27 protein-coding genes are annotated in these 24,510 nt (G+C 62.7%); 16 read left to right on the top strand and 11 right to left on the bottom strand.

Going from position 1 to position 24,510, the window contains the following annotated elements:
• Window positions 1-340 (bottom strand): DUF599 family protein (locus E8A46_RS03000; protein WP_291557257.1); only part of this gene is annotated, 340 nt, incomplete at its 3' end.
• A gap of 134 nt (window positions 341-474) precedes the next feature.
• Here E8A46_RS03000 and E8A46_RS02995 point away from each other — a divergent pair.
• The 5 genes from E8A46_RS02995 (at window position 475) to E8A46_RS02975 (ending at window position 3,702) form a co-directional block, all read left to right on the top strand.
• A complete protein-coding gene (locus E8A46_RS02995) occupies window positions 475-1,131 on the top strand; it encodes a glutathione S-transferase family protein (protein WP_291557256.1) in 657 nt (218 codons plus the stop codon).
• Window positions 1,132-1,235: 104 nt separating this feature from the next.
• On the top strand, window positions 1,236-1,604 hold the full coding sequence (locus tag E8A46_RS02990; RefSeq protein WP_291557253.1) for a YidB family protein: 369 nt from the start codon (window positions 1,236-1,238) through the stop codon (window positions 1,602-1,604).
• 302 nt (window positions 1,605-1,906) lie between these two features.
• Entirely contained in the window at window positions 1,907-2,110 is a 204-nt protein-coding gene (locus E8A46_RS02985) for a hypothetical protein (RefSeq protein WP_291557251.1), read from the top strand.
• A gap of 152 nt (window positions 2,111-2,262) precedes the next feature.
• Entirely contained in the window at window positions 2,263-3,222 is a 960-nt protein-coding gene (locus E8A46_RS02980; RefSeq protein ID WP_291557249.1) for a hypothetical protein, read from the top strand.
• Window positions 3,223-3,261: 39 nt separating this feature from the next.
• On the top strand, window positions 3,262-3,702 hold the full coding sequence (locus E8A46_RS02975; RefSeq protein WP_291557246.1) for a DUF1489 domain-containing protein: 441 nt from the start codon (window positions 3,262-3,264) through the stop codon (window positions 3,700-3,702).
• Window positions 3,703-3,732: 30 nt separating this feature from the next.
• On the opposite strand, the gene panC is transcribed toward E8A46_RS02975, so the two are convergent.
• Entirely contained in the window at window positions 3,733-4,584 is an 852-nt protein-coding gene (gene panC / locus E8A46_RS02970) for a pantoate--beta-alanine ligase (RefSeq protein ID WP_291557244.1), read from the bottom strand.
• A 275-nt stretch (window positions 4,585-4,859) separates the two neighbouring features.
• On the opposite strand from panC, the gene E8A46_RS02965 reads away from it, so the two are divergent.
• The 3 genes from E8A46_RS02965 (at window position 4,860) to E8A46_RS02955 (ending at window position 7,847) form a co-directional block, all read left to right on the top strand.
• Entirely contained in the window at window positions 4,860-5,783 is a 924-nt protein-coding gene (locus E8A46_RS02965; protein ID WP_291557242.1) for a division plane positioning ATPase MipZ, read from the top strand.
• Window positions 5,784-6,148: 365 nt separating this feature from the next.
• Window positions 6,149-7,006: an alpha/beta fold hydrolase gene (locus E8A46_RS02960; RefSeq protein WP_291557240.1), complete on the top strand. Its 858-nt coding sequence runs from the start codon at window positions 6,149-6,151 to the stop codon at window positions 7,004-7,006.
• A gap of 94 nt (window positions 7,007-7,100) precedes the next feature.
• Complete coding sequence (locus tag E8A46_RS02955) at window positions 7,101-7,847, top strand: VWA domain-containing protein (RefSeq protein ID WP_291557237.1); 747 nt, start codon at window positions 7,101-7,103, stop codon at window positions 7,845-7,847.
• Between the two features lie 49 nt (window positions 7,848-7,896).
• Here the strand turns inward: E8A46_RS02955 and E8A46_RS02950 are convergent, their stop codons facing one another.
• Entirely contained in the window at window positions 7,897-8,295 is a 399-nt protein-coding gene (locus E8A46_RS02950) for a DUF302 domain-containing protein (protein WP_291557234.1), read from the bottom strand.
• 148 nt (window positions 8,296-8,443) lie between these two features.
• Between E8A46_RS02950 and E8A46_RS02945 the strand changes: the two genes are divergently transcribed.
• Window positions 8,444-9,175, top strand: coding sequence for a DnaJ domain-containing protein (locus E8A46_RS02945; RefSeq protein WP_291557231.1), 732 nt, complete (start codon window positions 8,444-8,446; stop codon window positions 9,173-9,175).
• A 188-nt stretch (window positions 9,176-9,363) separates the two neighbouring features.
• Here the strand turns inward: E8A46_RS02945 and E8A46_RS02940 are convergent, their stop codons facing one another.
• Window positions 9,364-11,208 (bottom strand): serine hydrolase, encoded by a 1,845-nt coding sequence (locus E8A46_RS02940; RefSeq protein WP_291557228.1) that lies wholly within the window; start codon window positions 11,206-11,208, stop codon window positions 9,364-9,366.
• A gap of 398 nt (window positions 11,209-11,606) precedes the next feature.
• Between E8A46_RS02940 and E8A46_RS02935 the strand changes: the two genes are divergently transcribed.
• Window positions 11,607-11,948 (top strand): phasin family protein, encoded by a 342-nt coding sequence (locus E8A46_RS02935; protein ID WP_291557225.1) that lies wholly within the window; start codon window positions 11,607-11,609, stop codon window positions 11,946-11,948.
• Here E8A46_RS02935 and E8A46_RS02930 read toward each other — a convergent pair.
• A complete protein-coding gene (locus tag E8A46_RS02930) occupies window positions 11,945-12,211 on the bottom strand; it encodes a hypothetical protein (RefSeq protein WP_291557222.1) in 267 nt (88 codons plus the stop codon). The two genes, E8A46_RS02935 and E8A46_RS02930, sit on opposite strands and share 4 nt — an antisense overlap.
• Before the next feature lie 362 nt (window positions 12,212-12,573).
• Here E8A46_RS02930 and clpS point away from each other — a divergent pair, with 362 nt between their 5' ends.
• The 5 genes from clpS to E8A46_RS30390 all read left to right on the top strand — a co-directional run bounded on the left by clpS (window position 12,574) and on the right by E8A46_RS30390 (window position 17,514).
• Window positions 12,574-12,906 carry an ATP-dependent Clp protease adapter ClpS gene (clpS, locus tag E8A46_RS02925; protein WP_291557219.1) on the top strand — a complete coding sequence of 111 codons (333 nt, stop codon included), beginning with the start codon at window positions 12,574-12,576 and terminating at the stop codon, window positions 12,904-12,906.
• A 242-nt stretch (window positions 12,907-13,148) separates the two neighbouring features.
• Complete coding sequence (gene clpA, locus E8A46_RS02920; protein ID WP_291557216.1) at window positions 13,149-15,569, top strand: ATP-dependent Clp protease ATP-binding subunit ClpA; 2,421 nt, start codon at window positions 13,149-13,151, stop codon at window positions 15,567-15,569.
• A gap of 151 nt (window positions 15,570-15,720) precedes the next feature.
• The gene (locus E8A46_RS02915; protein WP_291557213.1) at window positions 15,721-16,641 is read left to right on the top strand and encodes a dioxygenase; all 921 of its coding nucleotides are present in this window, start codon (window positions 15,721-15,723) and stop codon (window positions 16,639-16,641) included.
• Between the two features lie 136 nt (window positions 16,642-16,777).
• Window positions 16,778-17,119, top strand: coding sequence for a hypothetical protein (locus E8A46_RS02910; RefSeq protein ID WP_291557210.1), 342 nt, complete (start codon window positions 16,778-16,780; stop codon window positions 17,117-17,119).
• Window positions 17,116-17,514 (top strand): BA14K family protein, encoded by a 399-nt coding sequence (locus E8A46_RS30390; RefSeq protein WP_363250959.1) that lies wholly within the window; start codon window positions 17,116-17,118, stop codon window positions 17,512-17,514. The genes E8A46_RS02910 and E8A46_RS30390 overlap by 4 nt, the downstream gene beginning before the upstream one ends.
• A gap of 23 nt (window positions 17,515-17,537) precedes the next feature.
• Here the strand turns inward: E8A46_RS30390 and E8A46_RS02900 are convergent, their stop codons facing one another.
• From E8A46_RS02900 to E8A46_RS02875, 6 genes are all read right to left on the bottom strand, one after another.
• A complete protein-coding gene (locus tag E8A46_RS02900) occupies window positions 17,538-18,821 on the bottom strand; it encodes a TRAP transporter large permease (RefSeq protein ID WP_291557207.1) in 1,284 nt (427 codons plus the stop codon).
• Between the two features lie 12 nt (window positions 18,822-18,833).
• On the bottom strand, window positions 18,834-19,331 hold the full coding sequence (locus E8A46_RS02895) for a TRAP transporter small permease (protein ID WP_291557204.1): 498 nt from the start codon (window positions 19,329-19,331) through the stop codon (window positions 18,834-18,836).
• 59 nt (window positions 19,332-19,390) lie between these two features.
• The gene (locus tag E8A46_RS02890) at window positions 19,391-20,419 is read right to left on the bottom strand and encodes a TRAP transporter substrate-binding protein (protein WP_291557202.1); all 1,029 of its coding nucleotides are present in this window, start codon (window positions 20,417-20,419) and stop codon (window positions 19,391-19,393) included.
• Between the two features lie 215 nt (window positions 20,420-20,634).
• Entirely contained in the window at window positions 20,635-21,837 is a 1,203-nt protein-coding gene (locus E8A46_RS02885; RefSeq protein ID WP_291557200.1) for an alpha/beta fold hydrolase, read from the bottom strand.
• Window positions 21,838-21,933: 96 nt separating this feature from the next.
• Window positions 21,934-22,290, bottom strand: coding sequence for a PilZ domain-containing protein (locus tag E8A46_RS02880; RefSeq protein WP_291557197.1), 357 nt, complete (start codon window positions 22,288-22,290; stop codon window positions 21,934-21,936).
• Window positions 22,291-22,444: 154 nt separating this feature from the next.
• Window positions 22,445-23,380 (bottom strand): glycine/sarcosine/betaine reductase selenoprotein B family protein, encoded by a 936-nt coding sequence (locus E8A46_RS02875; RefSeq protein ID WP_291557194.1) that lies wholly within the window; start codon window positions 23,378-23,380, stop codon window positions 22,445-22,447.
• Window positions 23,381-23,473: 93 nt separating this feature from the next.
• Between E8A46_RS02875 and E8A46_RS02870 the strand changes: the two genes are divergently transcribed.
• Window positions 23,474-24,478, top strand: coding sequence for a lytic transglycosylase domain-containing protein (locus tag E8A46_RS02870; RefSeq protein ID WP_291557191.1), 1,005 nt, complete (start codon window positions 23,474-23,476; stop codon window positions 24,476-24,478).
• The last annotated feature ends 32 nt before the right edge of the window (window positions 24,479-24,510 follow it).

Genomic DNA, 24,510 nt, shown 5'->3' with positions numbered 1-24,510 from the left:
TTTCCCAGAGCGCGGGCGAAGGGCTGAGATCGATCGGTAGCGCACCGAGCACCGCCAGCGCCTCGTTGGTTGAACGCAGCAGCGCCAGCGCGCCGCCGACCGCGAGCAGGCTGGTGGACGCAAAAAAGGCAGTGCCGTTTTGCAGCGATGCCATGATCTGCATGTCGACCATGCGGGCTTCGCGTTCGAGCATGCGGCGGACCCACACCTCGCGGTAGACATGCATGCGGGCGGACAGACTGTCGCGTCCGTATGCGGAATGCTCCAGCGTGAGCGCGTAGACCGTCCACTCCAGGATGAAGAAGCCGACCGCCAGAATATCGACCAGATACGCGCGCATGCTTCGGCCCCCTCCAACCCCGTAAATGCTGCCATGCCTGGTTGATCGCGGCAACCGGCGCGATCGGTGCAGGCACGCCTTGAATGCGCGCCGCGCGCCATGGCACAATGCCATCGCAAGAAGGGATGTTTCGCATGTCGTTGAAGCTCGTGATCGGTAACAAGAATTATTCATCGTGGTCGATGCGGCCGTGGCTGGCGCTCCGCGCCAACAGCATCGCCTTCGAGGAGGTTTTCATTCCGCTCTACACCGGCGACGCCGACAAGAAGCGGATTCTTGGCTTTACGCGCTCGGGCAAGGTGCCGGTGCTGATCGATGGCGACGTCACGGTCTGGGATTCGCTGGCTATTATCGAATACCTCGCCGAGCGGTTTCCTGAACTCCGGCTGTGGCCCGAAGAGCAGGCGCACCGGGCGCATGCGCGTTCGATTTCGGCGGAAATGCATTCGGGTTTCGCGGCGCTGCGTAACGAGTGCGGCATGAACCTGCGTCGGCCGGTGGGTGCCATCGAACTGTCGGCCGACGCCCGCGCCAACATCGCGCGCGTTCAAGAGATCTGGACCGAGTGCTGCGAGCGTTTTGGCAAATCCGGGCCGTATCTGTTCGGCGCCTTCGGCGGGGCAGACGCCATGTACGCGCCGGTGGTGCATCGTTTTCGCAGCTACGCGATCGCGGTGACGCCCAAGGTGCAGCGTTACATGGATACGATGATGGCGTTGCCGGCGTTTCAGGAATGGACCAGCGCGGGGCTCGCCGAAACTCTGGTGATTGACAAATTTGAGACAGTCTAAGCCCTGTGAGTTGCGGATTTCGGCCGCATCGTGTCTTGACGGCAGGCTGCGAAAGCGATCTGAATTTCAGACCGACGTCGCGCAGTCAGCGAAAGGGTATGACCATGGGTATTTTCGATTCATTGGAAAATTCACCCGCGTTCAAGGGCGCACTCGGCCAGATAGAGAGCGCCGTGCTTCCTGTCGTGCTGAGCGAAGTGCTCGGCAATGGCAGTCAGGGCGGCCTTTCCGCGATCGTTGCCAAATTGCAGCAGGCGGGTCTCGGCGATCAGGTCAAGTCCTGGATCGGCAACGGTCAAAACCTGCCGATCACGGCCGAGCAATTGCAGCAGGTGCTGGGCAGCGACACCGTCAGGCAATTGGCCGCAAAGTACAATATTCCGGTCGATCAGATCACCCAGATCTTGGCGCAGCAACTTCCCAAGGCGGTCGACCACGCCAGTCCCGACGGCAAGCTGCCGCATACCGCCTGAAGATCCATTTGGCTGATTTCGGGCTGCCGGTTCCGCCTCGGCGCCTTTCGGCCGAGGCGCTGCCCATCGCGCCCTTATAACCGCCGTCTTGGCCGGCGCGGGGGCTTGGCTTTGCCGACCAGCACGCGTCCGGTTCCGGAACCCGCGATTCGGCGTTTATCCCCCTGAAAAACCTGCAAAATCATCGTATTTGCCATGTGCTGATGTAACTGGTCAAAAAGACCCACGCCGTGCTATACAGCCGCTGTTTTTCAGTCGGTTGACGCAAGCGGGACCGTGGGCGGCGCCGACGTTTTTGCGTAATGGAGAGGGCGTTGAAGCATAAATACAACGTGGGTGAGACTGTCTACTTTACGGCCAGCAATGTCGCACGTCCCGCCGCGAGCGGAACCTATGAGGTGATCCGGTTGCTTCCGACCGACGGCGACGATTGCCAGTACAGAATCAAAAGCTCGACCGAAGCGTTCGAACGGGTGGCCAAGGAAAGTCAGCTCGCCGTTTCCTGAAAATTAAGCGCACGGCCGGGTGAAATAGCTCTCCGTTCCGCCCGCCGTCAAAAGGCCCCGTTCGCGGAATCATTCTGCGAGAAGCTGAGCGCGAGAGAATCGGCGTCCACCTTCGCCGAATGCGTTTTATGCTGCGTTGAGGGACATCGCGCATGAACTGGGCCTGGGTCACCTCGCTCGATCAGATCTGGCGTTCGCCGACCTTTCCGATGTGGCTGACGCTGGCCGCGGCGGGATTCTTCGGGGTAATCGTCATCATTGCGCTGTTGCGCGCCGAGAAATCGGTGGCCAACGGCGCGCTGACGGTCATCACGTTGCTGGCCGCGGGTATCGCGGCGGCGGCGACGATCCGTGGTTTCGGTTCGGGCAGCCCGGGCACGACCGCGGAGAGCCGGTCACCTCCGCTGATGATCGCTACCCTGCCGGCATTGTCCTGTGTCGACGATCTGGCCGGAGAGGCGGTTCTGGCCGCGTGCGAGAAGGCGTTGTTCGGCTCCGCCGAGTCGGCCGCCGCGGCGTTATCCTACGCGGCCATGCAAATTACCCGGTTGACGGCATTCGGTGACGTGGCGGCCGCCAACAAGAACATGACACCGGAGCTGCAGGCGCTGCGCCACGCGATTGAGCGCGACCGGTACGGGCTGATGGCGTATGCGCTTGCCGTGCGCGAGCATTGTACGCCGTCGGACTGCGCGGCTTTCCAGGCGCTGACCGATCGCCATCAGATCGTGGCCAACATGGATGAGCGGGTCTACGATGGCCTGGTCTCGCGTTACGCGCCGACCTGGAATGCGCCGCCAGCGGCAGCGCCGGTCGCAGCCCTGGTCCCGGGGGTGCCGACGGGCAAACCCACCAACGCCGACTTTCCGACCGCGGCCTCGACCCCGCCGGTCAGCATCATGACGCCGGAGCCCGGCGTGGCTTCGACCTCATCGACACCGCGGGCGACCGCGCCGGCCGCCAACGCGCCATTGCCCGCGCCACGCCCGACCCCGGCGACGGCGCCCGCCCTGGCGGCGGCAAAAAAGCAGCCGGCGCCGAAGCCCGCGCGCCCATCCGCGCCGGTCTCGATCGCGCCAGCGGCAGCCGCTCCCGCAGCTTCGAACGATTGATCCTTTCAAAAGCCAGCCCGGATCGCTAACGTCAGGAATATGCCGCTTCATCTCATCAAGCTTGCCGTCGGCTGCGAGTCTGTGAAGGAACTCAAGGGCTGGGTCGCCGAACGCATCCAGGCCGCCAGGAAAAAAGGCCTGCCACCGCACCATATTCACATCACCCGAATGACGCCGAAGCGCGTCGAGGAGCTGCTCGCGGGGGGCTCGCTTTACTGGGTCATCCGCGGTGAAATCGCTGCCCGCGAGAAACTCATCGCGATTGAACCGTTCCGCGATCGGGACGGTATCGGGCGATGTCGGCTGGTGATGCAGCCCAAGGTGATCGCGGTATCGCCGCGGCCGATGCGGGCGTTCCAGGGCTGGCGCTATTTCACCGAAGATGCCGCGCCGCCTGACCTCGGCAAGGCCGCCGCCGCCAGTGTCGCTGCGATGCCCGAACCGATGCGCCGCGAATTGCGCGACCTCGGTCTGCTCTAAGCGTCGCGCTTACGGCGTCGGAAGCAGACTTCAGACCCCGATGTTGTCGATCAGGCGGGTCTTTCCGATCTTTGCGGCAACCAGGATCCGCAGCGGTCCGTCCATTGCCGAGGCGATCGGTGCGAGCGTTTCGGCGTGTCGGACCTCGAAATAGTCCACCGTGAACCCGGCGCCGGTGATCAGTTCAATGCCGCCGGCCATCACCGGTTCGAACTGATCGCCCGCACGCAGGCGGCGGGCGCTCTCTTTCATGGCAGCAAAAAGAACCGGCGCGGCCCGGCGCTCCTCAGGCGACAGATAGACGTTGCGCGAAGACATCGCGAGCCCGTCGCGTTCGCGCACGGTCCTGGAGCCGATCACCCTGACGCCGAGGTCGAGATCATCAGCCATCCGCGTCACCACCCGCAATTGCTGGAAATCCTTTTCGCCGAAAATCGCGGAATCCGGCCTGACCTGGGTAAACAGCTTGCCGACCACGGTGGTGACGCCGCCGAAGAAATGCGGCCGGAAGCGGTCCTCGAGCCCGGCGATCGCCGGTCCTTCGGTCAGAATCCGGGTGGCAAAGCCGTCGGGGTACATCGTCTTGACGTCGGGGTTCCAGATCAGGTCGACGTCCTCGGCCGCTAGCCTGGCGACATCGGCTTTCCAGGTCCGCGGGTACGATCCGAAATCCTCCGAGGGCGCGAACTGGGTGGGGTTAACGAAGATCGATACGACGACCCTGCGGGCGCGGCGCTTCGCCAATCGCACCAGCGACACATGACCGTCATGGAGTGCTCCCATGGTTGGCACCAGCGCGATCGAGGCCTTTCTCGCACGAAGGCCATCGAGAGCGCGGCGTAGCGCGGGGACCGTGCGGACGATCAGGGGGCTTTTCGGCATCGGGGCTCGGTCTGTGAGGTCGGGGAGTCGGCGGCGTCTTGAGTCTGGGGCGGGAACGCCGACCTTATCAAGGCCGACGCCTTGCCGCCAATCAGGCAACGGCCCGATTGGAAGGCCGGTCGTGATGGCCGCCGCCAAATCGTGCGGGCTGTTGCGGGCGCGCCACGCGTGCGATTCATGATTAAGGCAGACGGTCAGCGATTCGAAAAAGCGGATACGCATTTAACTTGACCGCGGTCGCGCGTAATTTGAAGATATCGAAAGGGGGTCGAAGCATGTTGGTGCAGACTAGTCAGGGTCAATCCGGCTCGGCCCATGTGGTTGTTCTGGGCAACGAGAAGGGCGGCTCAGGTAAATCCACCACCGCCCTGCATATCGCTGTCGCCCTGATGAAAGCCGGCCAGCGCGTCGCCACCATCGATCTCGATTGCCGCCAGCAAAGCTTCACGCATTACATCGACAACCGGCGCGCCTGGGCAAACCGCACCGGGCTCGGCCTCGAGCTTCCCGTGCACCGCTGCATCAAGCTCGGCCAGACCATGCAGATCGCCGACAACGAGTCGTCCGAATTCGAGCAATTCGCGGACGCGGTGAGCGCGGTCGAGCGGACCTTTGATTTTATCGTGATCGATACCCCCGGTTCCGACAGTTATCTGATGCGGCTGGCGCACTCGATGGCCGATACGCTGGTGACGCCGATCAACGACAGCTTCCTCGATTTCGACGTTCTCGGAACCGTGGACCCCGCGACCTATTCGGTGACCGGCGAGAGCCATTATGCGGAGATGGTGCGCGATACGCGGCGCAAGCGCCGCCAGGTCGATGGCGCCAGCACCGACTGGATCGTCGTTCGCAATCGATTGTCGATGCTCGGATCGCGCAACAAGCAGTTGGTTGCCGATGGGCTCAACGAATTGTCGCTGCGGCTCGGTTTCCGCGCGATCGACGGCTTTGCCGAACGTGTGGTTTACCGCGAATTCTTTCCGCGCGGCCTGACCGCGCTCGACGACCTCGACGAGGCGACGCTCGGCACCCGCCCGAACATGGGCCATGTGACGGCGCGCGAGGAAGTCACCAGCTTGCTGCGCCAGCTGAAACTGCCGCTCGATGAGCGCGGACGTCGCCGCGCGGCCAGCCGCGCCGAGTGGTTCAGCCAGGTCGACAAGCCGCTCGAGATCCACGACATCCTGGGCGCCTGAGAACCAGCGGTAAGAAGTTACTGTCAGGGCAGTCCGCCTTCCGGGCTTATTGGCGCGGCGGCGGCTCGTTCCCGGGGACAACGCACGAGCGCAGGTTGCCCCTTTTTTCAGACCCTTGTTTTACCGGACCTTTACCGAAGTTTTGAACCGGCCCTTGATATCTGGCGTCCCATGGTAGTTCCGGTCCGGAAAGATCTTGAACGGTACTTTGCACAACAATCGGGTGCACCGCACAATGATCAGGCGACAAAGTCACAATATTTGGTCTTCCTGTCACGTCGGTGTGACTTATACTGGGAAGTATGCAGACCACAGAGTCTCGCCAGTGAAATTCGGACAATTGAGACGTTGAGCCGAGGACGAATATGAAACGTGGAATTGCCGTTCTTGTTTCGCTTTCTGCACTGGTTGCGGTCGCTTACTTCACCGCAAGCAGGTGGGCGATTCGGCACGAGACGTTGATGTTCACTGACGCATCGCGCGGCAACCGCCCGGTCGAGATCGACGTCGCCGTGCGGCGCGACAAGGAATTGCAGGCCAATGCCGGCATGATCAAATTGCCGGTGGCTATCCTCAATCACGGCAACACCGTCAAATTCACCGAATACTCGTTCCTGGCAAACGCCTTTGCCGCCCGCGGTTACATGGTGGCCAGCATCCAGCACGACCTGGAGACCGATGCGCCCTTGGTGACGAAGGTCGGGGAGCTCTATGTCGGCCGCCTGCCGCAGTACCATCGCGGGGTCGCCAACATCCGCTTTGCGATCGATGAGCTGAAAAAAGTCCAGCCGAACGCGGACTACGACCACCTGACTATGGTAGGTCATTCCAACGGCGGTGACATCTCGATGTACTTCGCCAAGATGTATCCCGACCAAATCAAGAAGGTGGTGACGCTCGACAATCTGCGCGTGCCGTTTATGACCGACGGCCGATTCAAGATTCTGTCGTTCCGCTCGAAGGACCCCGTCTTCAAGCCTGATCCCGGCGTCATTCCCGCCGATGATGTGTGCGAGAAGGCCGGAATTACGGTCGTCCGCACTGCGTTCCAGCATAACGACATGCGCGATACCGGTCCGGACGAGGCAAAGGCGTCGATCCAGGGGATGCTCGATAAATTCCTCGACGACGATAGCCCGCTCAGGCCGGTGGACGTCAAAGTGCCGCCAGCGATGACCGATGCCGGGCCGGTTGCGCCCTACGCGCCGGTCGCCCAGAACTGACGACTATTGCTGGGCGTTCAGCCTGACCGCCTCAATGCATTGACCGGTCAGGGATCACGGCCCACATAAGGCTTGCAGCCACCTGCGAGCATTCATGTCCGGCGAACCGATCAAACCGAAATCTGCCGACGAACTCCGCCGCAAGGCCGGTTCGTTGCCGGAGACGAGGCCGTCCGCTTCGGAAGACATCGCCGCCTTCGTCGCCAGGGCGAAAGCGATGTCGCCACATGCGGCGGGCAGCAGGGGCCGGCTGGTGTTCGCGCTCGATGCCACCATGAGCCGGCAGCCGACATGGGATATGGCCTGCGCGTTGCAGGCTGACATGTTTCATGAGGCGGCGGCGCTGGGCAGTCTCGATATCCGCCTTGTCTATTATCGCGGCCTCAATGAATGCCGCGCCACCGGATGGATTTCCGACAGCGCGCAACTGGCGAAGCTGATGGGCAAGATCGATTGCCGCGGCGGCAATACCCAGATCGGCAAGGTGCTGTCGGAAGCCCGACGCGAGGCCGTCGGCTCCGGGGTGCGGGCGGTGGTGTTCGTCGGCGATGCCATGGAGGAGAGGGTTGACGACCTCTGCGTCAAAGCGGGCGAACTCGGTCTGCTCAAGGTGCCGGTGTTCATGTTTCAGGAGGGAGAGGACAGCGTCGCCGAACAGGCGTTCCGGGAAATCGCGCGCCTCACCGGTGGCGCGTGGTGCCGGTTCGATCCAGGTGCTGCGGCGCAACTGCGCGAATTGCTCCGCGCCGCCGCGGCCTATGCGGCCGGCGGGCGCGAGGCGCTGCTGCGGCTGTCGAAAACCGGAAGCGGCGCGGCCAAACTGCTTGGCCAGATGAAGTGATCGCGATTGATCTCCATGCGGTGGGCGGCTTGAAGCGGGAGGTCGGGAGTTACCCCACCGCCGCGGCTTTCGCGACCGCATCCAGCGCGGCCGTGAGGTTGCCGATCGGGGCTTCGGTCCCGCCCAGTCCGTGTCGTTGCGCCAGCCACGCCGGATCATTGTAGGAAAGCCAAGTATCGCCGGATGCGTCCCGCCAAACCAGCGCCTTCAGCGGCAGGTCGATCCCGATGGTCTGGACCGATTGCATCAGCGGTGTGCCGCCCTTGGCATTTCCAAAGATCAGGACCTCGGTCGGGTGCAGCGGCAGACCCACCGCCGATGCGCCGGCGGCATGATCGATCCGGGCAAACACCGTCATGCCCTTTGCCTTTACCGCCGCCTCAAGCCTGTTCATGGTCTCTTGCGGCCCGTGGCTGCTCCTGATGGTCGTCAATCCCTGCGCTGCCATTTTCGCGCTCCATCGCTATCCGGCTGCGGTTGAACCCAAAGAATATTGGCCTCGGGCTGCCAATGCCAACGAGCTTTTCGTGATCTCGGCTCGGCCGGGCAGTCATCACCGCGATGTATTTTGCCGTTGATCCCACTATATTGAAGCCATGCCCACCCTGATCGCCGGCGTCGTCGCCGTTATTTTACTCTACTCGCTGCTGCAAATGTTTCGCGCAGCCAATCCGGTTGTGCTTGCCCGCGCCGTCAAGATCAGCGGCGGCGTGGTGGCGCTCGCGGTCGCTGCTTTTACCGGCATCAAGGGCGAACTCGCGGTCGCCGTGCCGCTCGGCATCTTTGGCGCTGGATTATTGGGCTGGTCCCCGTTCGGCGCGTCGGGATTCAGTACGATCGGCGGGCTGTTCGGAGGCTCACGCGGACAACGCTCGGCGGGACAGACATCGCGCGTCCGCTCCCAGTTTTTCGAGATGACGCTCGATCACGACAGCGGCAGCCTTTCCGGCCAGATAGTGGCCGGGCCGAATGCCGGCCATTCCCTTGAGGAATTCGACTTGCCGCAGTTGATCGCGATGATTCCGGGCCTGGATGCCGAAAGCGTGCCGTTACTTGAAAGCTATCTGGACCGCAGGTTTCCCGCCTGGCGTCAGGACGCGCAGGCTGACGCGGCAAGGGGGCAGGGCCGCTCGGCGGCGAGCGGCAAAATGACGGACGAGGAGGCCTATCAGATCCTTGGCCTGAAGCCGGGGGCGGGGCGCGACGAGATCGGCCGGGCGCACCGTGCGCTGATGAAGAAACTGCATCCCGACCAGGGGGGGCCGACGTACCTCGCCGCCCGTGTAAACGAGGCCAAGGAAGTTTTGCTTCGTACGCATCACAGTTAACTCCGGCAACGCCACCAAACGCTGGCTGCGAGCCGCTTCTGCTTGCTTCTCCGGTTGACGCCCCGTCGCCGCCCGCCGTTGTCCGGCGTGGTCGATCATTCATCCCTGCAGGTTTAACCGCAAAATCTTGACGAGAGGTTTGCAAAGGCCCCGGTTTCACCCGGGAGCCGGCAGGACGGAGGGGTCGATCAGTTTCGAACCGTGATGCAGGAAATGTCGCTGCGCTTCAGCGCCCGACATACGGCTTCCGCCTGATCGCGGTCGAGGCCGGCAAAGCGGGCCCGGAACAGCTTTCTGTCGCCTTTGGCGACCACCGGTTCGGTGAACGGGTCAGCCTTGTTGAGCAGGCCGTGGGCCTGACTGCGCGCGGCATCGATACGCTGCCGTGCTTCGCTTTCGCTCTCCAGCGCGCCAACCTGAATGATCCATCCGGTGTGGGTAACCTCTGGTTTGATGGCACCGTTTTGCTGAATGGTCTGCGGCTGCGGTTGGGCGCGGGGGGAGGGATCGGCGTAAGCCATGGCCTGCGAAGCGGCGGGGGCCGGCATACTCGATGCCGGCAAGACGCCAAGCAGACCGTTTCCGGTGCCGTGATTCGCCGGCTGCGGCGGCATTTCAGTCCTGGCTGCTTCGATCCTGGCCACTTCGGTCTTGCCGGTATCGGCCTTTGCCGTTTCGGCCTTGCCGGTTTCAGCTTTGGCGACGACCGCGCTCGATGTCTCCGGCACGTCCGCACGGGCCGGTATGGCACTGGTGACGGGGGTGGCCGGCGGCGCCGGACCGGCTGAGGCCAGCTTGACCTGTCCGGCTTTGATCTGGACCGTCTTCACCTTGACCGGCTTCATCGGCTCGGACGAACCGGGGATCGCCGCGATCGGCTGGGTTTGAATCACGCCGTTGGTAAACGGCGCGGGATCGGACTTGGGCTGCGGCACAGCCGCCGCTGCGGAGATCACCGTTCGCGATGCCGGTGCCGCCGAACGAGAGGCTGGCGGCGCGGCCGGCTCGGCCGCAACCGGCGCGACCTGCACAGCGCCCTGGACCATCTGCACGGGCTGCGTGGCGGCCTCGGCTTCCGCAACATCGGCATTGGCATCGGCAGGATTGCGTTCGACGATCGCGGCGACTGTACGCTTGGTCGAGGCTCGCTCGAGATTTTCCGCAAGCAGGCTGCGCATGATGGCATCGCGCGAGCCGCCGCTGCGGCCTCCCATGACCACGCCCACCAGATGCCGGTTACCCCGGTGCATCGATGTCACCAGATTGAATCCGGACGCGCGGGTGTAGCCGGTCTTGATTCCGTCGACGCCCTCGACGGTGCCCAGCAGATGATTGTGGTTGCTGATCGAATGGCCGTGGTAGTTGAACGCCAACGTCGAGAAGTAGCGATAATAGCGCGGAAAGCGGTCCTGGATGGCGCGGCCCAGCGTCGACTGATCGCGCGCCGTCGTCACCTGGTCATCGTCCGGCAAACCGGAAGCATTGCGATAGACGGTCTTGGTCATGCCAAGCGCCCGCGCCTTGCGGGTCATCAGCTTGGCGAATTCTTCTTCATCGCCGGCAATCGCTTCCGCGATCACGACCGCGGCGTCGTTGGCCGAGCGCGTCACCAGCCCCTTGATGGCGTCTTCGACGCGGATGGTCTGGCCGGGGCGCAATCCGAGTTTGGTTGGCGCCTGCTCGGACGCGAACTCGGACACCGGCATTTCGGTGTCGAGCTTAATCTTGCCGGCATCGAGGCGCTCGAACAGCAGATAAAGCGTCATGATCTTGGTGAGCGAGGCGGGATGGCGGCTGCCGTCGGGATTATTCGAAGAAAGGGTGGCGCCGGAGTTGCCGTCTACGATGATGGAGGAGAACGCCGGGCTGTAGCTCTCACGCGCCTCTTGGTGGTGGCGCACATAATGATGGTGCCTGTAATAGCGGCGCGCCTCGGCGGTATCGGTGGTGAAAGCGGCCGCGGCGGTGGCGGCGACGAACCCAAAGACGCAAACCCGCAAAACACGCGAGGAAGCCAAGGTTGTGCGAAGCATGAACTTCCCCGTCCCAATTTCTGCCTTGATCACCGGTTCGTGAGGCCAAATTATGCCCAACGGCCGGCGCCGTTTCCCTGTTCAGATACCGGCTTTGGGTGCTTATTCCGCTCGGCCGGCCGATCAGTCCGCTGTTCTGGCTAACGCGCTGTGCTCAAACAGATTTCGGATGCCCGCCCGGAACCGAACAAGGCCTCGGAATCAGGTTAGGTGGCCGGGGTTTCCAAAACCTTAAGAAAGGCTTGCGTGAAACCCCGGTATTCGACGGAAATCCCAGAAATTTGTGCAATGCACAAATTCATTGACTTTTTTGTGCAGCGCACTATATAAAGATTTGTCTGGGGGCCGGGACCTCCCGGCAGATCGATTCGACATCAGTCTGGGAAAGGAACTCCACCATGGTCAAGATTGAAGACATTCAGCAGTACGGAAAAGAGCATCTTGAGACCGTCGCTGCTTCCGCAGCGACGCTTCAGAACGGTTTTCAAGCCATCGCAACCGCCTATGGCGACTACACCAAGAAGTCTTTTGAGGACACCAAGTCGTTCGTTGAAAAACTGTCCGGCGTGAAGTCGATGGACAAGGCGATCGAAGCGCAGACCGAATTCGCCAAGTCCGCCTATGAGACGTTCGTGGCGGAATCCCAGAAGATCGCTGGGCTTTATACCGATCTGGCCAAGCAGACCTTCAAGCCGCTGGAAGGCATCGTCGCGAAGTTTACGCCGGCTGCCACCCACTAACGGCGGCTCCGTTTTCGAAATTCAAGAGCCCGGCGATTACCGCCGGGCTTTTTCTTGTCCTGGAACGTCCCGACGTCGGGGCGCGCTGCAACATCAATAGCGCTCGCGGCGACGTGCCGGAGGCCGTGACCGGGGCTTTCCTTATTGCCGGGGATAAAAATTTCGCGACCGGCTCCGCCGCCGCCGCGGTCGAACGCGGCTGGCGCGAGATCCGCCGCCAAAAATCGGGTCAATCGTCCCGCCGATGGCGAATCGGCCTTCATAGTCCGCCGAAATTCTTGAAAAGCCGGTCCAGCGCTTTGTCAAACCCGCCCGGATTGATTAACCTTTGGGGAGCGCTAATCCGGGAATCGGGTCCGTCGCAAGCTGCATTTGGTCGATATCTGCGCGCTTGCGGCGAACCGAAGGTAGACCCATATTCTTGGCACCGATCCAGCTGATGGGTCAGACCGGCCGGGAGCGGCGATTTGGAGAGGTGTCCGGGGTTGTTCGATCGCTCCCATCGGAGCACGTCGGCTCGGCCGCTATGCAGCCTCTCGTGGGGACTTCGAACGCCTGTGCCATGTTGCAATTAATTACCAGACCTGATCCGTCCGTGCCGCCGGTCGGTACATCTGCTCCCCGAATGGGCAACGATGAGAACCGCGCTGGTGGAACCGGCGGTCCCGCGACGTCCGTTATCGCCAAAGTCAAACCGAAGACAAAACGGCCCAATCTCTATCGCGTGCTGATACTGAACGACGATTACACGCCAATGGAATTCGTCGTTCACGTCCTGGAGAAATTCTTCCAGAAGGATGTCGAGGCCGCGACCAAGATCATGCTGCACGTCCATCATCACGGGATCGGGGAGTGCGGGATATTCACCTATGAAATCGCCGAGACCAAGGTGACCCAGGTGATGGATTTTGCACGCAAGCACCAGCATCCCCTGCAATGCGTGATGGAAAAGAAGTGACGACACGTGCGACCCGCCGAAGTTCGGAACGGGTTTTGCATCGGCAGGTCGTCAGAGCCGTGCTGTCAGACACGGGTGGACCCGGATAAACACGGGTAACCTGCGAAATCACGTGAGCGTGCAGGTAACCCTGTCGCGGGAACCGGTCTTTCGCCATGATCGGATATGACTATATATGACAAAGGTTGTTGTTGCCTGACCAGGAAACGACGATCATGATGGCGGGGGCCACAGAGGACGCGATGCCGACTTTTTCCCAAAGCCTAGAACAATCCCTGCATCGAGCGCTGGCGATTGCAAACGAGCGTCATCATCAATATGCGACGCTCGAACACCTTCTGCTGTCGCTGATCGATGACTCGGATGCGGCAGCCGTCATGCGCGCCTGCAGCGTCGATCTCGACAAGCTGCGCACCAGTCTCGTCAACTATCTCGAGACCGAGTTTGAAAACCTGGTCACCGACGGTGCCGACGACGCCAAGCCGACCGCGGGCTTTCAGCGGGTGATTCAGCGCGCGGTGATTCACGTCCAGTCGTCAGGTCGCGAAGAGGTCACCGGCGCCAACGTTCTGATCGCGATCTTCGCCGAGCGCGAGAGCCACGCCGCCTATTTCCTGCAGGAGCAGGATATGACCCGTTACGACGCGGTCAATTACATCAGCCACGGCATCGCCAAGCGGCCCGGGGTATCGGAAGCGCGTCCCGTCCGCGGTGTCGATGAAGAGACCGAGACCAAAGGCAACGAGGATTCCAAGAAGAAGGGCGAGGCGCTCGATACCTACTGCGTGAACCTCAACAAGAAGGCCCGTGACGGCAAGATCGATCCGGTGATCGGACGAAATTCCGAGATCAATCGCGCCATCCAGGTGCTGTGCCGTCGGCAGAAGAACAACCCGCTGTTCGTCGGTGAAGCCGGTGTCGGCAAGACCGCGATTGCGGAAGGGCTGGCCAAGCGTATCGTCGACAGCGAAGTGCCGGAGGTGTTGGCGGCGGCTACCGTGTTCTCGCTGGACATGGGCACGCTGCTGGCCGGTACCCGCTATCGCGGCGACTTCGAGGAGCGGCTGAAGCAGGTGCTCAAGGAACTCGAGGCGCATCCGAACGCCATCCTGTTTATTGATGAGATCCACACCGTGATCGGTGCGGGCGCGACTTCCGGCGGCGCGATGGATGCTTCCAATCTGCTCAAGCCGGCATTGGCATCGGGCACCATCCGCTGCATGGGCTCGACCACCTACAAGGAATATCGCCAGCACTTCGAGAAGGACCGCGCGCTGGTGCGCCGGTTCCAGAAGATCGACATCAACGAGCCGACGGTAGAGGACGCGATTGCGATCCTCAAGGGCCTGAAGCCCTATTTCGAGGACTACCACCGGCTGAAATATACCAACGAGGCGATCGAGGCCGCGGTGCAATTGTCGTCGCGCTACATCCATGACCGCAAGCTGCCGGACAAGGCAATCGACGTGATCGATGAGTCCGGCGCGGCGCAGATGCTGGTCGCCGAGAACAAGCGCAAGAAGATCATCGGCATCAAGGAGATCGAAACCACGATCGCGACCATGGCGCGGATTCCGCCCAAGAGCGTGTCGAAGGACGATGCCGAGGTCTTGAAGCATCTCGAACAGACCTTGAAACGCGTGGTGTTTGGCCAGGACAAGGCAATCGAAGCGCTGTCGGCCTCGATCAAGCTGGCGCGGGCCGGCCTGCGCGAGCCGGAGAAGCCGATCGGCAGTTATCTGTTCTCGGGTCCGACCGGCGTCGGCAAGACCGAGGTCGCAAAGCAGCTGGCAGCGTCGCTGGGCGTCGAGCTGATTCGCTTCGACATGTCCGAATATATGGAGCGGCATACCGTGTCGCGCCTGATCGGCGCGCCTCCCGGCTATGTCGGCTTCGACCAGGGCGGGCTGCTCACCGACGGCGTCGACCAGCATCCGCATTGCGTGGTGTTGCTCGACGAAATCGAGAAGGCGCATCCGGACCTGTACAACGTGCTGCTGCAGATCATGGATCATGGCCGGCTGACCGACCATAACGGCAAGCAGGTCAATTTCCGCAACGTGATCCTGATCATGACCACCAATGCGGGCGCCGCCGACCTCGCGCGCCAGGCCTTCGGCTTCACCCGCAACAAGCGGGAAGGCGACGATCACGAAGCGATCAACCGGCAGTTCGCGCCGGAATTCCGCAACCGGCTCGACGCCATCGTCTCGTTCGCGCACCTCAATGCCGACGTGATCGGCATGGTGGTGGAGAAGTTCGTACTGCAGCTCGAGGCCCAGCTCGCCGATCGCGACGTCACCATCGAATTGTCGGAACCGGCCAAGGCATGGCTGGTGCAGCATGGCTATGATGAGCAGATGGGCGCGCGGCCGATGGCGCGCGTGATCCAGGAGCACATCAAGAAGCCGCTGGCCGACGAGGTGCTGTTCGGCAAGCTGAAGGGCGGCGGTCACGTCCGTGTCGTGCTGGTCAAGGACGAGGCAGCAGCCGATCCTGCGCAGGAAAAGATCGGCTTCGAATTCGTCGAAGGGCCGGTCACCCCGAAGCCGGAAAAGCTGCCCGGCGCGCGCAAGCGCACCGTGCCGCGCAAGCCGAAACCGAGTGGTCCAAGCGGCGGGTCGAAGGGCCCGGCCTCGCGAGGCCCGCTGGTCAAGGCTTGATTAGTTGATATTGCGAATTGGAGAGCCGGCGCGTCGCAAGACCGCCGGCTTTTTTGTTGCGCGATGTCTTGGCTGCCGCATGGTCCCGACATAAAGACGTCATGCGGCGCTGCATGTGGGTGCGATCACGGCGCGACAGCAGGGGACGCAAATGATCATCGAAAATCAGGCCATGGTGACGGACGCGGTCGTAGCAGCTGTCTCGCGGACGGAGGATCCGCGCCTGCGCGAGATATTGCTGGCGCTGGTGCGCCACCTGCACGGGTTTGTGCGCGAGGTGCGCCTGACCGAGCGCGAGTTTCAGGAGGCGGTCAGGGTCATCGTGGCGATGGGACAGAAGACAACTCCTTCGCACAACGAGGTGGTGTTGATGGCGGGCTCACTGGGCGTGTCGTCGCTGGTCTGTCTGCTCAATAACGGCAACAACGGCCAGACCGAGACCCAGGCCAATCTGCTGGGGCCATTCTGGCGGGACGATCAGCCGCTGAGCGCAAGCGGCGATACGCTGGTGCGCTCACCGACGCCCGGTCCGGGACTTGTCGTTCGCGCTTCCCTCCAGGACGGGAACGGGCGTGCCGTCGCGGGCGCCGAAATCGATGTCTGGCATTCCTCGCCGGAGGGACTCTATGAGAACCAGGATCCCGGGCAGGCCGAGATGAATTTGCGCGGGCGTTTTATTTCCGACGAAGCCGGGCGCTTTGATTTCCGCAGCGTCATGCCTGCGGGCTATCCTATTCCGGTCGACGGACCGGTCGGAGAACTGGTGCGGGTCACCCGCCGCCACAACTTCCGGCCCGCGCATCTGCATTTCATGGTCTACAAGCCGGGCTTCAAGACGCTGATCTCGCAAGTCTATGCGCCCGACGACGAGCATATTGATTCGGATGTGCAGTTCGGCGTCACGCGGGCGCTGATCGGCAACTACATACGCCACGACGAACCCTCGCCCGAGCTGGGCTTTTCAGCGCCCTGGTACGCGCTCGATCAGCGTTTCACGCTGGAGGCCGGCGAGGCGCGCCGTCCGGTGGCGCCCATCCGCGCCAAGGCCTTGCCGTCGATGCACCAACGTTGATAGGCATATCCCTCGGAGCCTCGAACAACCCACTAAAGACATTGATCGGCCCGCCCGAGCGTTCTAAAACCACTTGGCGCTTGGAAAAATACCTTGGAGTGACTTTGGCTGCGCTGCAGGTCCTGGATGGTCTAGAATGTCGGTGCGCTCCAAATTTTCTCCGAAAAGGTTGATGGTCAACGCCGTGGCCTCATGGATTGTGGTTGCGAGCGTCACTTTGGCGCCTGCCTGGAGTCAGCAACCTCTGCAGCGGACCAATGGTGCCCCGCTGAATTTCGGCATGAACGCTGAGCAGGCTTCGCAAGCTTTGGGCGTACCGCTGAACTACGTTCGCGGCCGTCCCGGGGACGAGCTGCTTCTGGCAATACCGAACGTCAAGGGAAGCGCACTATCGACCCGCAGCGACGGGCTCTATCTGCAGTTTCGAAAGGGAAGGCTCGAGGGATGGAAAGGCGATTGGGAGATGATCAGACCATGATGCATCAGCCGGTCACCTCGATAAAGTTAGGAAAATGCCTGCTGGTTGCGGCTTTAACCGCATTCGCTGCCGCGGCGCCCGCTTCCGCCCAGAATTATGGCGAGCGCACCCTCCGCTACGGCAATACCAGTAGCTTTTATTATGACAGCCGCAACGACGACCGCGACTTCCCGAGCAATGGCGTTTTCCCGGGGAATTTCGCCCCCGATCCAATTTTCGCAACGATCGGAGCCGCTGGATTCCTGGAGAGCAATCCGAGGCGCTCGGCCGTACCCTATCCATCCCAGATCTATTTCGGGCCCGCCCGCGACCTTGCCTATTGTCGATCGTATCGTTCCTATGACCCGTCGTCTGGCACCTTTCTGGGCAAGGATGGCGTTCGCCATCGGTGTTGATGGCGACGGCATCGCGGCGTGCTTTACCTGATCAACCCCGCGAGCCTCGGCAGCGTCAGGCTGATCTCGGGGATGCAGATGATCAGCAAGAGCCCGGCGAACAATGCCAGCATGTACGGCACATAGGTGCGGAAGTGCTGGCCGACATTCAGCTTTGCGAAGCGCAGCGCCATCAATAGCCCGACGCCCATCGGCGGCAGGAACAGGCCGATGCCGACGGCTGCGGTCTGCACGATGTTGAAATGGATCGGGTCGATGCCCATCGCCTCGGCGATCGGAAACACCACCGGGATCAGCACGACCGCGGCGGGCAGCCCCTCCAGCACCATGCCGAACAGGCAGCTCATGACGGCGGTTCCGATCAGAAACAGCCACGGATGCGTTTTCAGCGGCCCCAGCAGCTGGCCGAGCAATTGCGGCACGCCGCTCACGCCCATCAGATATTGATAGACCGAAGCGACCGCGAGCAGGAACACCACTGCGGCGGTGAGGATCGCGCTGTCATAGGCAATTCTGCCCATCTCGCGCCAGGAGACGTTGCGATAGTAGAGTCTGGCGGCGAGAAACGCATAACCCGCAACCACGGCGCCGGCCTCGGTGGCGGTGATGATGCCGAGGATGAAGCCGGCCAGTATCACGAACGGCACCACCATCGGCACCGCGGCGTGCAGCGCGGCGTGACCGAGGCGCTTGAGGCTTGGCCTGGAATCGACCGGCCAATCGTTCTGCCGCGCGCGGATATAAACCACCGCCATCAGGCACAGCATGATCACCATGGCCGGAACGAAGCCGGCGACGAACAGCGCGACCGCCGAGGTATTGGTGACCTGTGCGATCACGATCATGAAGATCGCCGGCGGCACCAGCATGCCCATCGCGGTGCCGGCCGCGATCAGCGAGGCTGAATCGCGCCGGTCGTAGCCGGCCCTGGTCAACGGCGGCATCAGCGCCGAGCCGAGGGCGGAGACCTCGGCCATCTTCGATCCGCAGATGTCGGAGAAGAAATACGCCACCACGATCACCGACATGCCGAGCCCGCCCTTGACCCAGCCGATCAAGGCTCGCGCCAGCTCCACCAGCGCGTGGCTCATGCCGCAGCGTTCCATCAGATTGCCGGCGAACACGAAGGCAGGGATGGCGAGCAGCACCCAGCTCTGCGATCCCGACACCAACGCCGAGGAAAGCTGCTGCATCGGATAGCCGCCGATCCACAGTCCCGCGATGCCGGCGACGCCGAGCGCGAACACGATCGGCATCGAGAGCAGGATCAGGACAACGAAGACGGCGGCGACGGTCGCAAGCAGCATGAATGGTCCGCCTCAGTGCTGGGGATCGCGTTGCGGCAGCGGCGAGACCATCATCGCGAAACCATACATCGCGATCAGGATGCCGCCGACCACCGAGGACGCGTAGAGCCAGGCGAGATTGATCTGAAGCCCCGGCGTCGCCAGCGTGCGGTTGAGCAGGCAGAGCTTGAAGCCGTACCACGCCACGAGCAGGCCGACCCCGACGATGAGCGCGTGATTGAAGCGGTGGATCCAGAGCTGCGCGGTCTCCGGCAGCCGATGCACGAACACCGCGAGCGCGAAGTGTGAGCGCGACTGGATGCCGATTGCAGCACCTATCAGCGTCAGCCAAGCCAGCGAGAGTTCGCCCACTTCCTCAACCCAGGTGAAGGGCACCGGGTCGACGTCGAGCCAGTCGGCGATGGCGCCGACGAAATAGCGCAGGATGACGCCGACCAGGAGGTTGACGATGGCAAGGACGATCAGCGCCGTGACCGTGAATTTCGGGACGGCTGAGAGCAGACGCAGCATGCGCAATGGAATTCCGGCAATGATGGGCGGCGAGGGGCCGGCTTCGGCCCCGCAGTTACTCAAACCTTGAAGCCTTCGATCGCGTCCCACAAGGCGCCGTACTGGCTTTTATAGGCCGGCCATATCTTCTGTTGCGCGACTTTCCGGAACTCCTCGACATTGGCTTCGACCACGGTCATGCCGAGCGGCTCGAGCGTTTCCTTGGCTTTGGCGAAATTGTCGACTGACTCGGTCGCCTCGCGGATCTTTTCCTGCGCGGCGCGGGCAAGATCCATGACCAGCTTCTGCTGGTCGGCCGTCAGCCCATTCCAGATTTCGAGATTCATCACCGCATTGGTCGGGCCGTAATTGTGATAGGTGAGGGAGGCGTATTTCGACACCTCGTAGATCTTCAGCGCCTTCATGTTGACGATCGGCAGATCGCCGCCGTCGATCACGCCCTGCTTGGCGGCGGTGACAACCTCGCCATACGCCATCGGCACGGCGTTGCCGCCGAGCCCGTTGATGGTGTCGCCGAAAATCTTCGCCTGCTGCACGCGGATCTTCAGACCGCGGAGGTCTTTCGGTTCGACGATCGGCTTCTTCGCGGTCCAGAAATGACGGAAGCCGTAATCGAAATAGCAGAGCACCTTGAGCTTGTACTTGTCCTCAATCTCCCGGCTGAGCGTGTCGCCGATCCGCCCGTTCAGCATGGCGTAGGCCGAGGTGTAATCCTTCACCAGATAGGGCACGAGCAGGGCGCCCATTTCCGGAAACACGGTGGCGGCGGCGCCGGCCGGGCTGCCCATTGCGATGCTGCCGGATTTGACCGCGTTCATGATCTCCAGCTCCTGCGGGATCAGGGTCTTGCCGAAGAACTGCATCTCGAGCGCGCCGTTTGACCGCGCGGTCAGCTCCTTCGCCATCCAGTCGAAGGCGACCGCGGCCGATTCCGGCACCGCATTGATGTGCGCGAATACCAGTTTCTTCGGCGACGCTTGCGCGAATGCGGGCGCGCGGCCGGTGGCGAGAATGCCGGCCATGCCGGCGCCCGCGCGCAGAAGGATGCGGCGATTGAGCAAGACGCGGCTCGTCGGAGCTGCTGACATGGGGATTCCTCCAAGGGTCTTTTTTTGTTGCCGTCCGGCGGCCGGGCAGGCCGGCCAATCCGGCCGCAAGCTTATAGCATAGCGGTCGCGTGGCCAGAGGGATGTTGGGCGGTCGTCCGCTGCGGTAACCTAGGCGCCGCAACTTGATCACGAATGGACGCCGGTGTGGCACTGCCATCGGTCGCGTATTGCCGCGGCAGGACGGTCGGTTCGGTCTATGGCGCGTCAGGCTTCTGGTTCAGACGCCGCACTTCCCAGGGCAGAATGACCTGGCGAAAGATCACCGGATCCGGCCACGTACCGGCGGTGCGGCCCATATGCCCGCCAGCCGGATTGATCCAGGCCTCGCGCGGCCCGCTGCCGCTGTTGATGAGCAGTTCGAGATCGTCAATGGGCACTTGTGTATCCCGCGTTCCACCGACCACCAGGATCGGCGCGGTCGGCTTGCCGAGCAAGTCCTGCGCCTGCAGGGACATTTTGGGCAGGAATGCGATCAGCTCGTCGGCCGATTTCAGACCGTACACGAACAGACTGGCCGGAAGCAGGTCGAACAGATATTCGCGGGTGTACATCCGGCTTCGAAAGAAATCCGGCTGGAAGGTGCGGTGGATCGGCGGGGATTGGGTAACGGCGCCCGCTAGGCGTTTGGCCTCGGTGTGCGCCAGCTTCGCGGCCCAGTACGCGCCGAAGCTCTGGCCGTGCACGAGGATGCGATTCTTGTCGATCTCCGGCCGTGTCGCGAGATAATCGAGCACGCGCGAATACGTCTGATCGGAGGTCTCGTCCGCCTTGCGCGGCGCCTGCCCGGTGCCGGGACTGTCGACCGCGAAGAACCCGATGCCTTCGGAAAGCGCCGCCGCATAGGTTTCGGCGACGGTTTCCTTGCGGCTGTCCAGGCCCGAAATGGCCAATACCAGCGGCACCGGGCGCTTGGCATTGGCAGGCAGCCGCAGGTAGCCGACGATTTCCTTGCCTTCAAAGGGAATGCGCACGACTTCGAGCGGCGGATCGAAAAACCGGGCATGCTGCAGATAGGCATCGATGGTCCGCTGATACGCAGCCTGCTTGCCGGCGGAAGTCGGCGCCGGCCATTGGCCGAAATAATAAAGCCGCCAAGCGCGGACGAAGTTCGCGTCAGCCTCCTTCGGATCGCTCGCCGCCTTCGCTTTTGCCATGTAGCCGTCGGCGACGGCGCTCCAGGCCGCGGCCCATTCGTCGGGATCTCGGGTGCGGATGCGGCCGAGGGCATCGCTGGCGTCAACGGGCTGGATGCCCAACACCGGATAGGCCCCGGTCTGGGCACGCGCGAGCGTCTCGGTCTTGATCTCGTCGATGGTGCGGTCCGCGGTCTGCGCCGACACGGTCTCGCTGACGAAGCAGGTCAGCGCGGCGAACAAGATCAGTGAGAATGCACGCATGGTTTTCCCGAGCTTCCTGTTCGAAGACGGGCGATTATGGGCATGGCAGATCAGCTCGACAAGAGCCGCTTGCGCTGGACTGGCGTATAGCGGCGCTCAGCCTTCCAGGAGCTGTTTGATGCGGCGCTGCAGCTGGCGTTTTTTCTTTTCACTCTTGCGCAGCCGTTCCGCAAGGTCGGAGCCGGGCAGTTCGGAGGAAGATTCCGAATTGAACGCGACGCCGACGAAATTGTCGCGCCACCAGATGATCCTGGCGAGGACGGAGCGGCCCTTGCGTGCGATGGTCAGCAGGATCTGCTCTTTCGGGAGCCTGACGTCGTTGCTGAATTCCAGATGGGCGCCGTTTTCGGAGATGTTGCGCACGACGCAGTCTCTGGATGCGCCATGCTCGCCGATCTCGGCGACCCCGCCATAAATAACCTTGTCGCGCGGGCTCTGGCGTCGGTCCGGCATCGAAAAACTCCCAATAAAGAGGCAGACTTTTACGCGGCTTTGCTGCCTGCGGAAGCCCGCAGAGGGCAAAAAGAGGGCAAAAAGCGCCGTTAACGTAAACCGATATTGGTCCGGGAGAGCCGAAATTGACGGGGTTTTGGACGATCGGGGGGCCTTAGGCCGCAGTTTCGCGCAGGCCGCGCGCGATTTCCTTCTGCGCGTCGAACTCGCGCCGTCGCCGCGCCAGCTCCTCGGCGCTCAGGGCCGCAACATTGTTATAATCGCGCTTCCAGGCGGCATCCGCACGCCAGCGCAACGGCGATTGCACCGTGGTTTGCGCCGCCGGCGCGGCTTCCAGCAGCCGCAGCGCGAGCTCAAGGGTAAATGCCTGCGAGCCCACATCCTGCGGCTTGCCGGCGGAATTGCCGAGCGGAAAATCCGAAAACAGAAACCGCGGCACCGCGGCATGCTCGACGATGTCTTTGGCGCAGCCCATCACGACCGTGGAAATGCCGTTGGCCTCCAGATGCCGGGCGACCAGGCTGACGGTCTGGTGGCAGACCGGGCAGTTCGGCACCAGCACCGCGGCGTCGACCTTGTCGGCTTGGCAGCGGGAGAGAATTTCGGGCGCATCGGTTTCGATCGTGACGCGATGGCTGCGGTTGGTCGGTGCGCCGAAGAAACGCGGCGCGACTTCGCCGATCCGTCGCTCGCGCTCAAGTCGCCGCAATTGCGGCAGCGGAAACCAGGTGCCGCTGTCGTCGGCCGAAGTGTGCACACGGTCATAGGCGATGTGCGAAATCCGCAAATCGTGCGGCTTCGAGGTATCGCCGTCGTAGACCGAATAGAATTTGGCGCCGCCATTGTATTTGGCGCCGGGACCTTGATCGCCCTTGGCGGGATCGAAGGGTGCCGCCGTCGTGACGATGGCGATGCGGGATTGGGCCAGCGGCTTGCGCAGAGGCTGGAACGGCGCATCGATATAATGGGCCCAGCGATAGGGCGTGGTATAGCCGATCGCCGCGTAATATTCCCGGGTCCGCGCCATATACGGAATCGGCGCGTCGTCCTCAGGCGCAAAGCCAAGCTGGTCGTCCGAAGCTGCCGTCATATCCTCACGTTCCCATAGACGTGCCATCATTGCAAAATAGCTAGGCTGCCGGTTCCCCGTGTCAAGCACGGTCTAGCCGAGGACAGAACCGCCATGCAAATGCCCAAGGCAGCGCGTGCAGCACTTTGCGCTGCGGTCGTGACGCTCATCTCGCCGGTGGCGGCCGCGGAGGAGGCGGCGCCGGGGCAAACCGGCGTTGGGATCGCGACGCCGAGCGTGGAAGAGCTCGCTACCCCCAACGATACAAGCAAGGGTACCATACAGAAGCCGGCGGCGGCCGCGCGGGAGGCCGATACAAGGGAGGCCGTGTGCCTGATGATCGAGGCGGCGGCGAAGGCCAACGACTTGCCGCTTGAGTTCTTCGCGCGCGTGATCTGGCAGGAGAGCCGTTTCCAGTCCGATGCCGTGGGTCCCCTCACGCGCCTCGGCCAGCGCGCCCAAGGCATCGCCCAATTCATGCCGGGCACCGCGAGCGAGCGTCGTTTGCTCGATCCGTTCGATCCGGTGCAGGCGCTGCCGAAATCCGCCGAATTCCTCAGCGAATTGCGCAACCAGTTCGGCAATCTCGGGCTGGCCGCGGCCGCCTACAATGCCGGACCGCGGCGAGCGCAGGAATGGCTCGCGGGCACCGGCGCGATGCCGCAGGAGACACGCAATTACGTCGTTGCCATTACCGGCACCACGATCGACCAATGGGCGGCCACCGGCAAGAATGGCAGGGTGCCCGATCGCGCGCCGAATGCCGGTTGCCGTGAGATGATGGCGCTGCTCAAGCACGCGCCCAATCCGTTTGTCACCGAGCTCGAACAACATATAGAGCTTGGTGCCGACCGGCCGTGGGGCGTGCAGCTCGCGGCCGGCTTCAACCGCGACCGCGCGCTGGCAATGTATTCACGCGCGATGACGCGGTTGCGCGCCGTGATCGGCGACCAGGATCCAAGCCTGCTCAGTTCGTTGTTCCGCAGCCGGGGTACCCGCACGTTCTATCAGGTGCGGATCGGCGCCGACACACGCCCCGCCGCCGACGATCTTTGCAACCGCATCCGGCGCGCCGGCGGCGCCTGTCTGGTGTTGCGAAACATGAATGTCAGGGGGTGACGGCGCATGACAAAGGTCGTCTTAGGCGGGTG

The sequence above is a fragment of the Bradyrhizobium sp. genome (genome assembly GCF_004799445.1).
Classification (GTDB): domain Bacteria; phylum Pseudomonadota; class Alphaproteobacteria; order Rhizobiales; family Xanthobacteraceae; genus Bradyrhizobium.
This window is presented reverse-complemented; position numbering and strand designations above follow the sequence as displayed.

Coding starts and splice junctions, on each gene's coding strand:
- E8A46_RS02995 (WP_291557256.1), top strand. CDS start 475: ATGTCGTTGAAGCTCGTGATCGGTAACAAGAATTATTCATCGTGGTCG.
- E8A46_RS02990 (WP_291557253.1), top strand. CDS start 1,236: ATGGGTATTTTCGATTCATTGGAAAATTCACCCGCGTTCAAGGGCGCA.
- E8A46_RS02985 (WP_291557251.1), top strand. CDS start 1,907: ATGGAGAGGGCGTTGAAGCATAAATACAACGTGGGTGAGACTGTCTAC.
- E8A46_RS02980 (WP_291557249.1), top strand. CDS start 2,263: ATGAACTGGGCCTGGGTCACCTCGCTCGATCAGATCTGGCGTTCGCCG.
- E8A46_RS02975 (WP_291557246.1), top strand. CDS start 3,262: ATGCCGCTTCATCTCATCAAGCTTGCCGTCGGCTGCGAGTCTGTGAAG.
- panC (WP_291557244.1), bottom strand. CDS start 4,584: ATGCCGAAAAGCCCCCTGATCGTCCGCACGGTCCCCGCGCTACGCCGC.
- E8A46_RS02965 (WP_291557242.1), top strand. CDS start 4,860: ATGTTGGTGCAGACTAGTCAGGGTCAATCCGGCTCGGCCCATGTGGTT.
- E8A46_RS02960 (WP_291557240.1), top strand. CDS start 6,149: ATGAAACGTGGAATTGCCGTTCTTGTTTCGCTTTCTGCACTGGTTGCG.
- E8A46_RS02955 (WP_291557237.1), top strand. CDS start 7,101: ATGTCCGGCGAACCGATCAAACCGAAATCTGCCGACGAACTCCGCCGC.
- E8A46_RS02950 (WP_291557234.1), bottom strand. CDS start 8,295: ATGGCAGCGCAGGGATTGACGACCATCAGGAGCAGCCACGGGCCGCAA.
- E8A46_RS02945 (WP_291557231.1), top strand. CDS start 8,444: ATGCCCACCCTGATCGCCGGCGTCGTCGCCGTTATTTTACTCTACTCG.
- E8A46_RS02940 (WP_291557228.1), bottom strand. CDS start 11,208: ATGCTTCGCACAACCTTGGCTTCCTCGCGTGTTTTGCGGGTTTGCGTC.
- E8A46_RS02935 (WP_291557225.1), top strand. CDS start 11,607: ATGGTCAAGATTGAAGACATTCAGCAGTACGGAAAAGAGCATCTTGAG.
- E8A46_RS02930 (WP_291557222.1), bottom strand. CDS start 12,211: ATGAAGGCCGATTCGCCATCGGCGGGACGATTGACCCGATTTTTGGCG.
- clpS (WP_291557219.1), top strand. CDS start 12,574: ATGGGCAACGATGAGAACCGCGCTGGTGGAACCGGCGGTCCCGCGACG.
- clpA (WP_291557216.1), top strand. CDS start 13,149: ATGCCGACTTTTTCCCAAAGCCTAGAACAATCCCTGCATCGAGCGCTG.
- E8A46_RS02915 (WP_291557213.1), top strand. CDS start 15,721: ATGATCATCGAAAATCAGGCCATGGTGACGGACGCGGTCGTAGCAGCT.
- E8A46_RS02910 (WP_291557210.1), top strand. CDS start 16,778: ATGTCGGTGCGCTCCAAATTTTCTCCGAAAAGGTTGATGGTCAACGCC.
- E8A46_RS30390 (WP_363250959.1), top strand. CDS start 17,116: ATGATGCATCAGCCGGTCACCTCGATAAAGTTAGGAAAATGCCTGCTG.
- E8A46_RS02900 (WP_291557207.1), bottom strand. CDS start 18,821: ATGCTGCTTGCGACCGTCGCCGCCGTCTTCGTTGTCCTGATCCTGCTC.
- E8A46_RS02895 (WP_291557204.1), bottom strand. CDS start 19,331: ATGCTGCGTCTGCTCTCAGCCGTCCCGAAATTCACGGTCACGGCGCTG.
- E8A46_RS02890 (WP_291557202.1), bottom strand. CDS start 20,419: ATGTCAGCAGCTCCGACGAGCCGCGTCTTGCTCAATCGCCGCATCCTT.
- E8A46_RS02885 (WP_291557200.1), bottom strand. CDS start 21,837: ATGCGTGCATTCTCACTGATCTTGTTCGCCGCGCTGACCTGCTTCGTC.
- E8A46_RS02880 (WP_291557197.1), bottom strand. CDS start 22,290: ATGCCGGACCGACGCCAGAGCCCGCGCGACAAGGTTATTTATGGCGGG.
- E8A46_RS02875 (WP_291557194.1), bottom strand. CDS start 23,380: ATGACGGCAGCTTCGGACGACCAGCTTGGCTTTGCGCCTGAGGACGAC.
- E8A46_RS02870 (WP_291557191.1), top strand. CDS start 23,474: ATGCAAATGCCCAAGGCAGCGCGTGCAGCACTTTGCGCTGCGGTCGTG.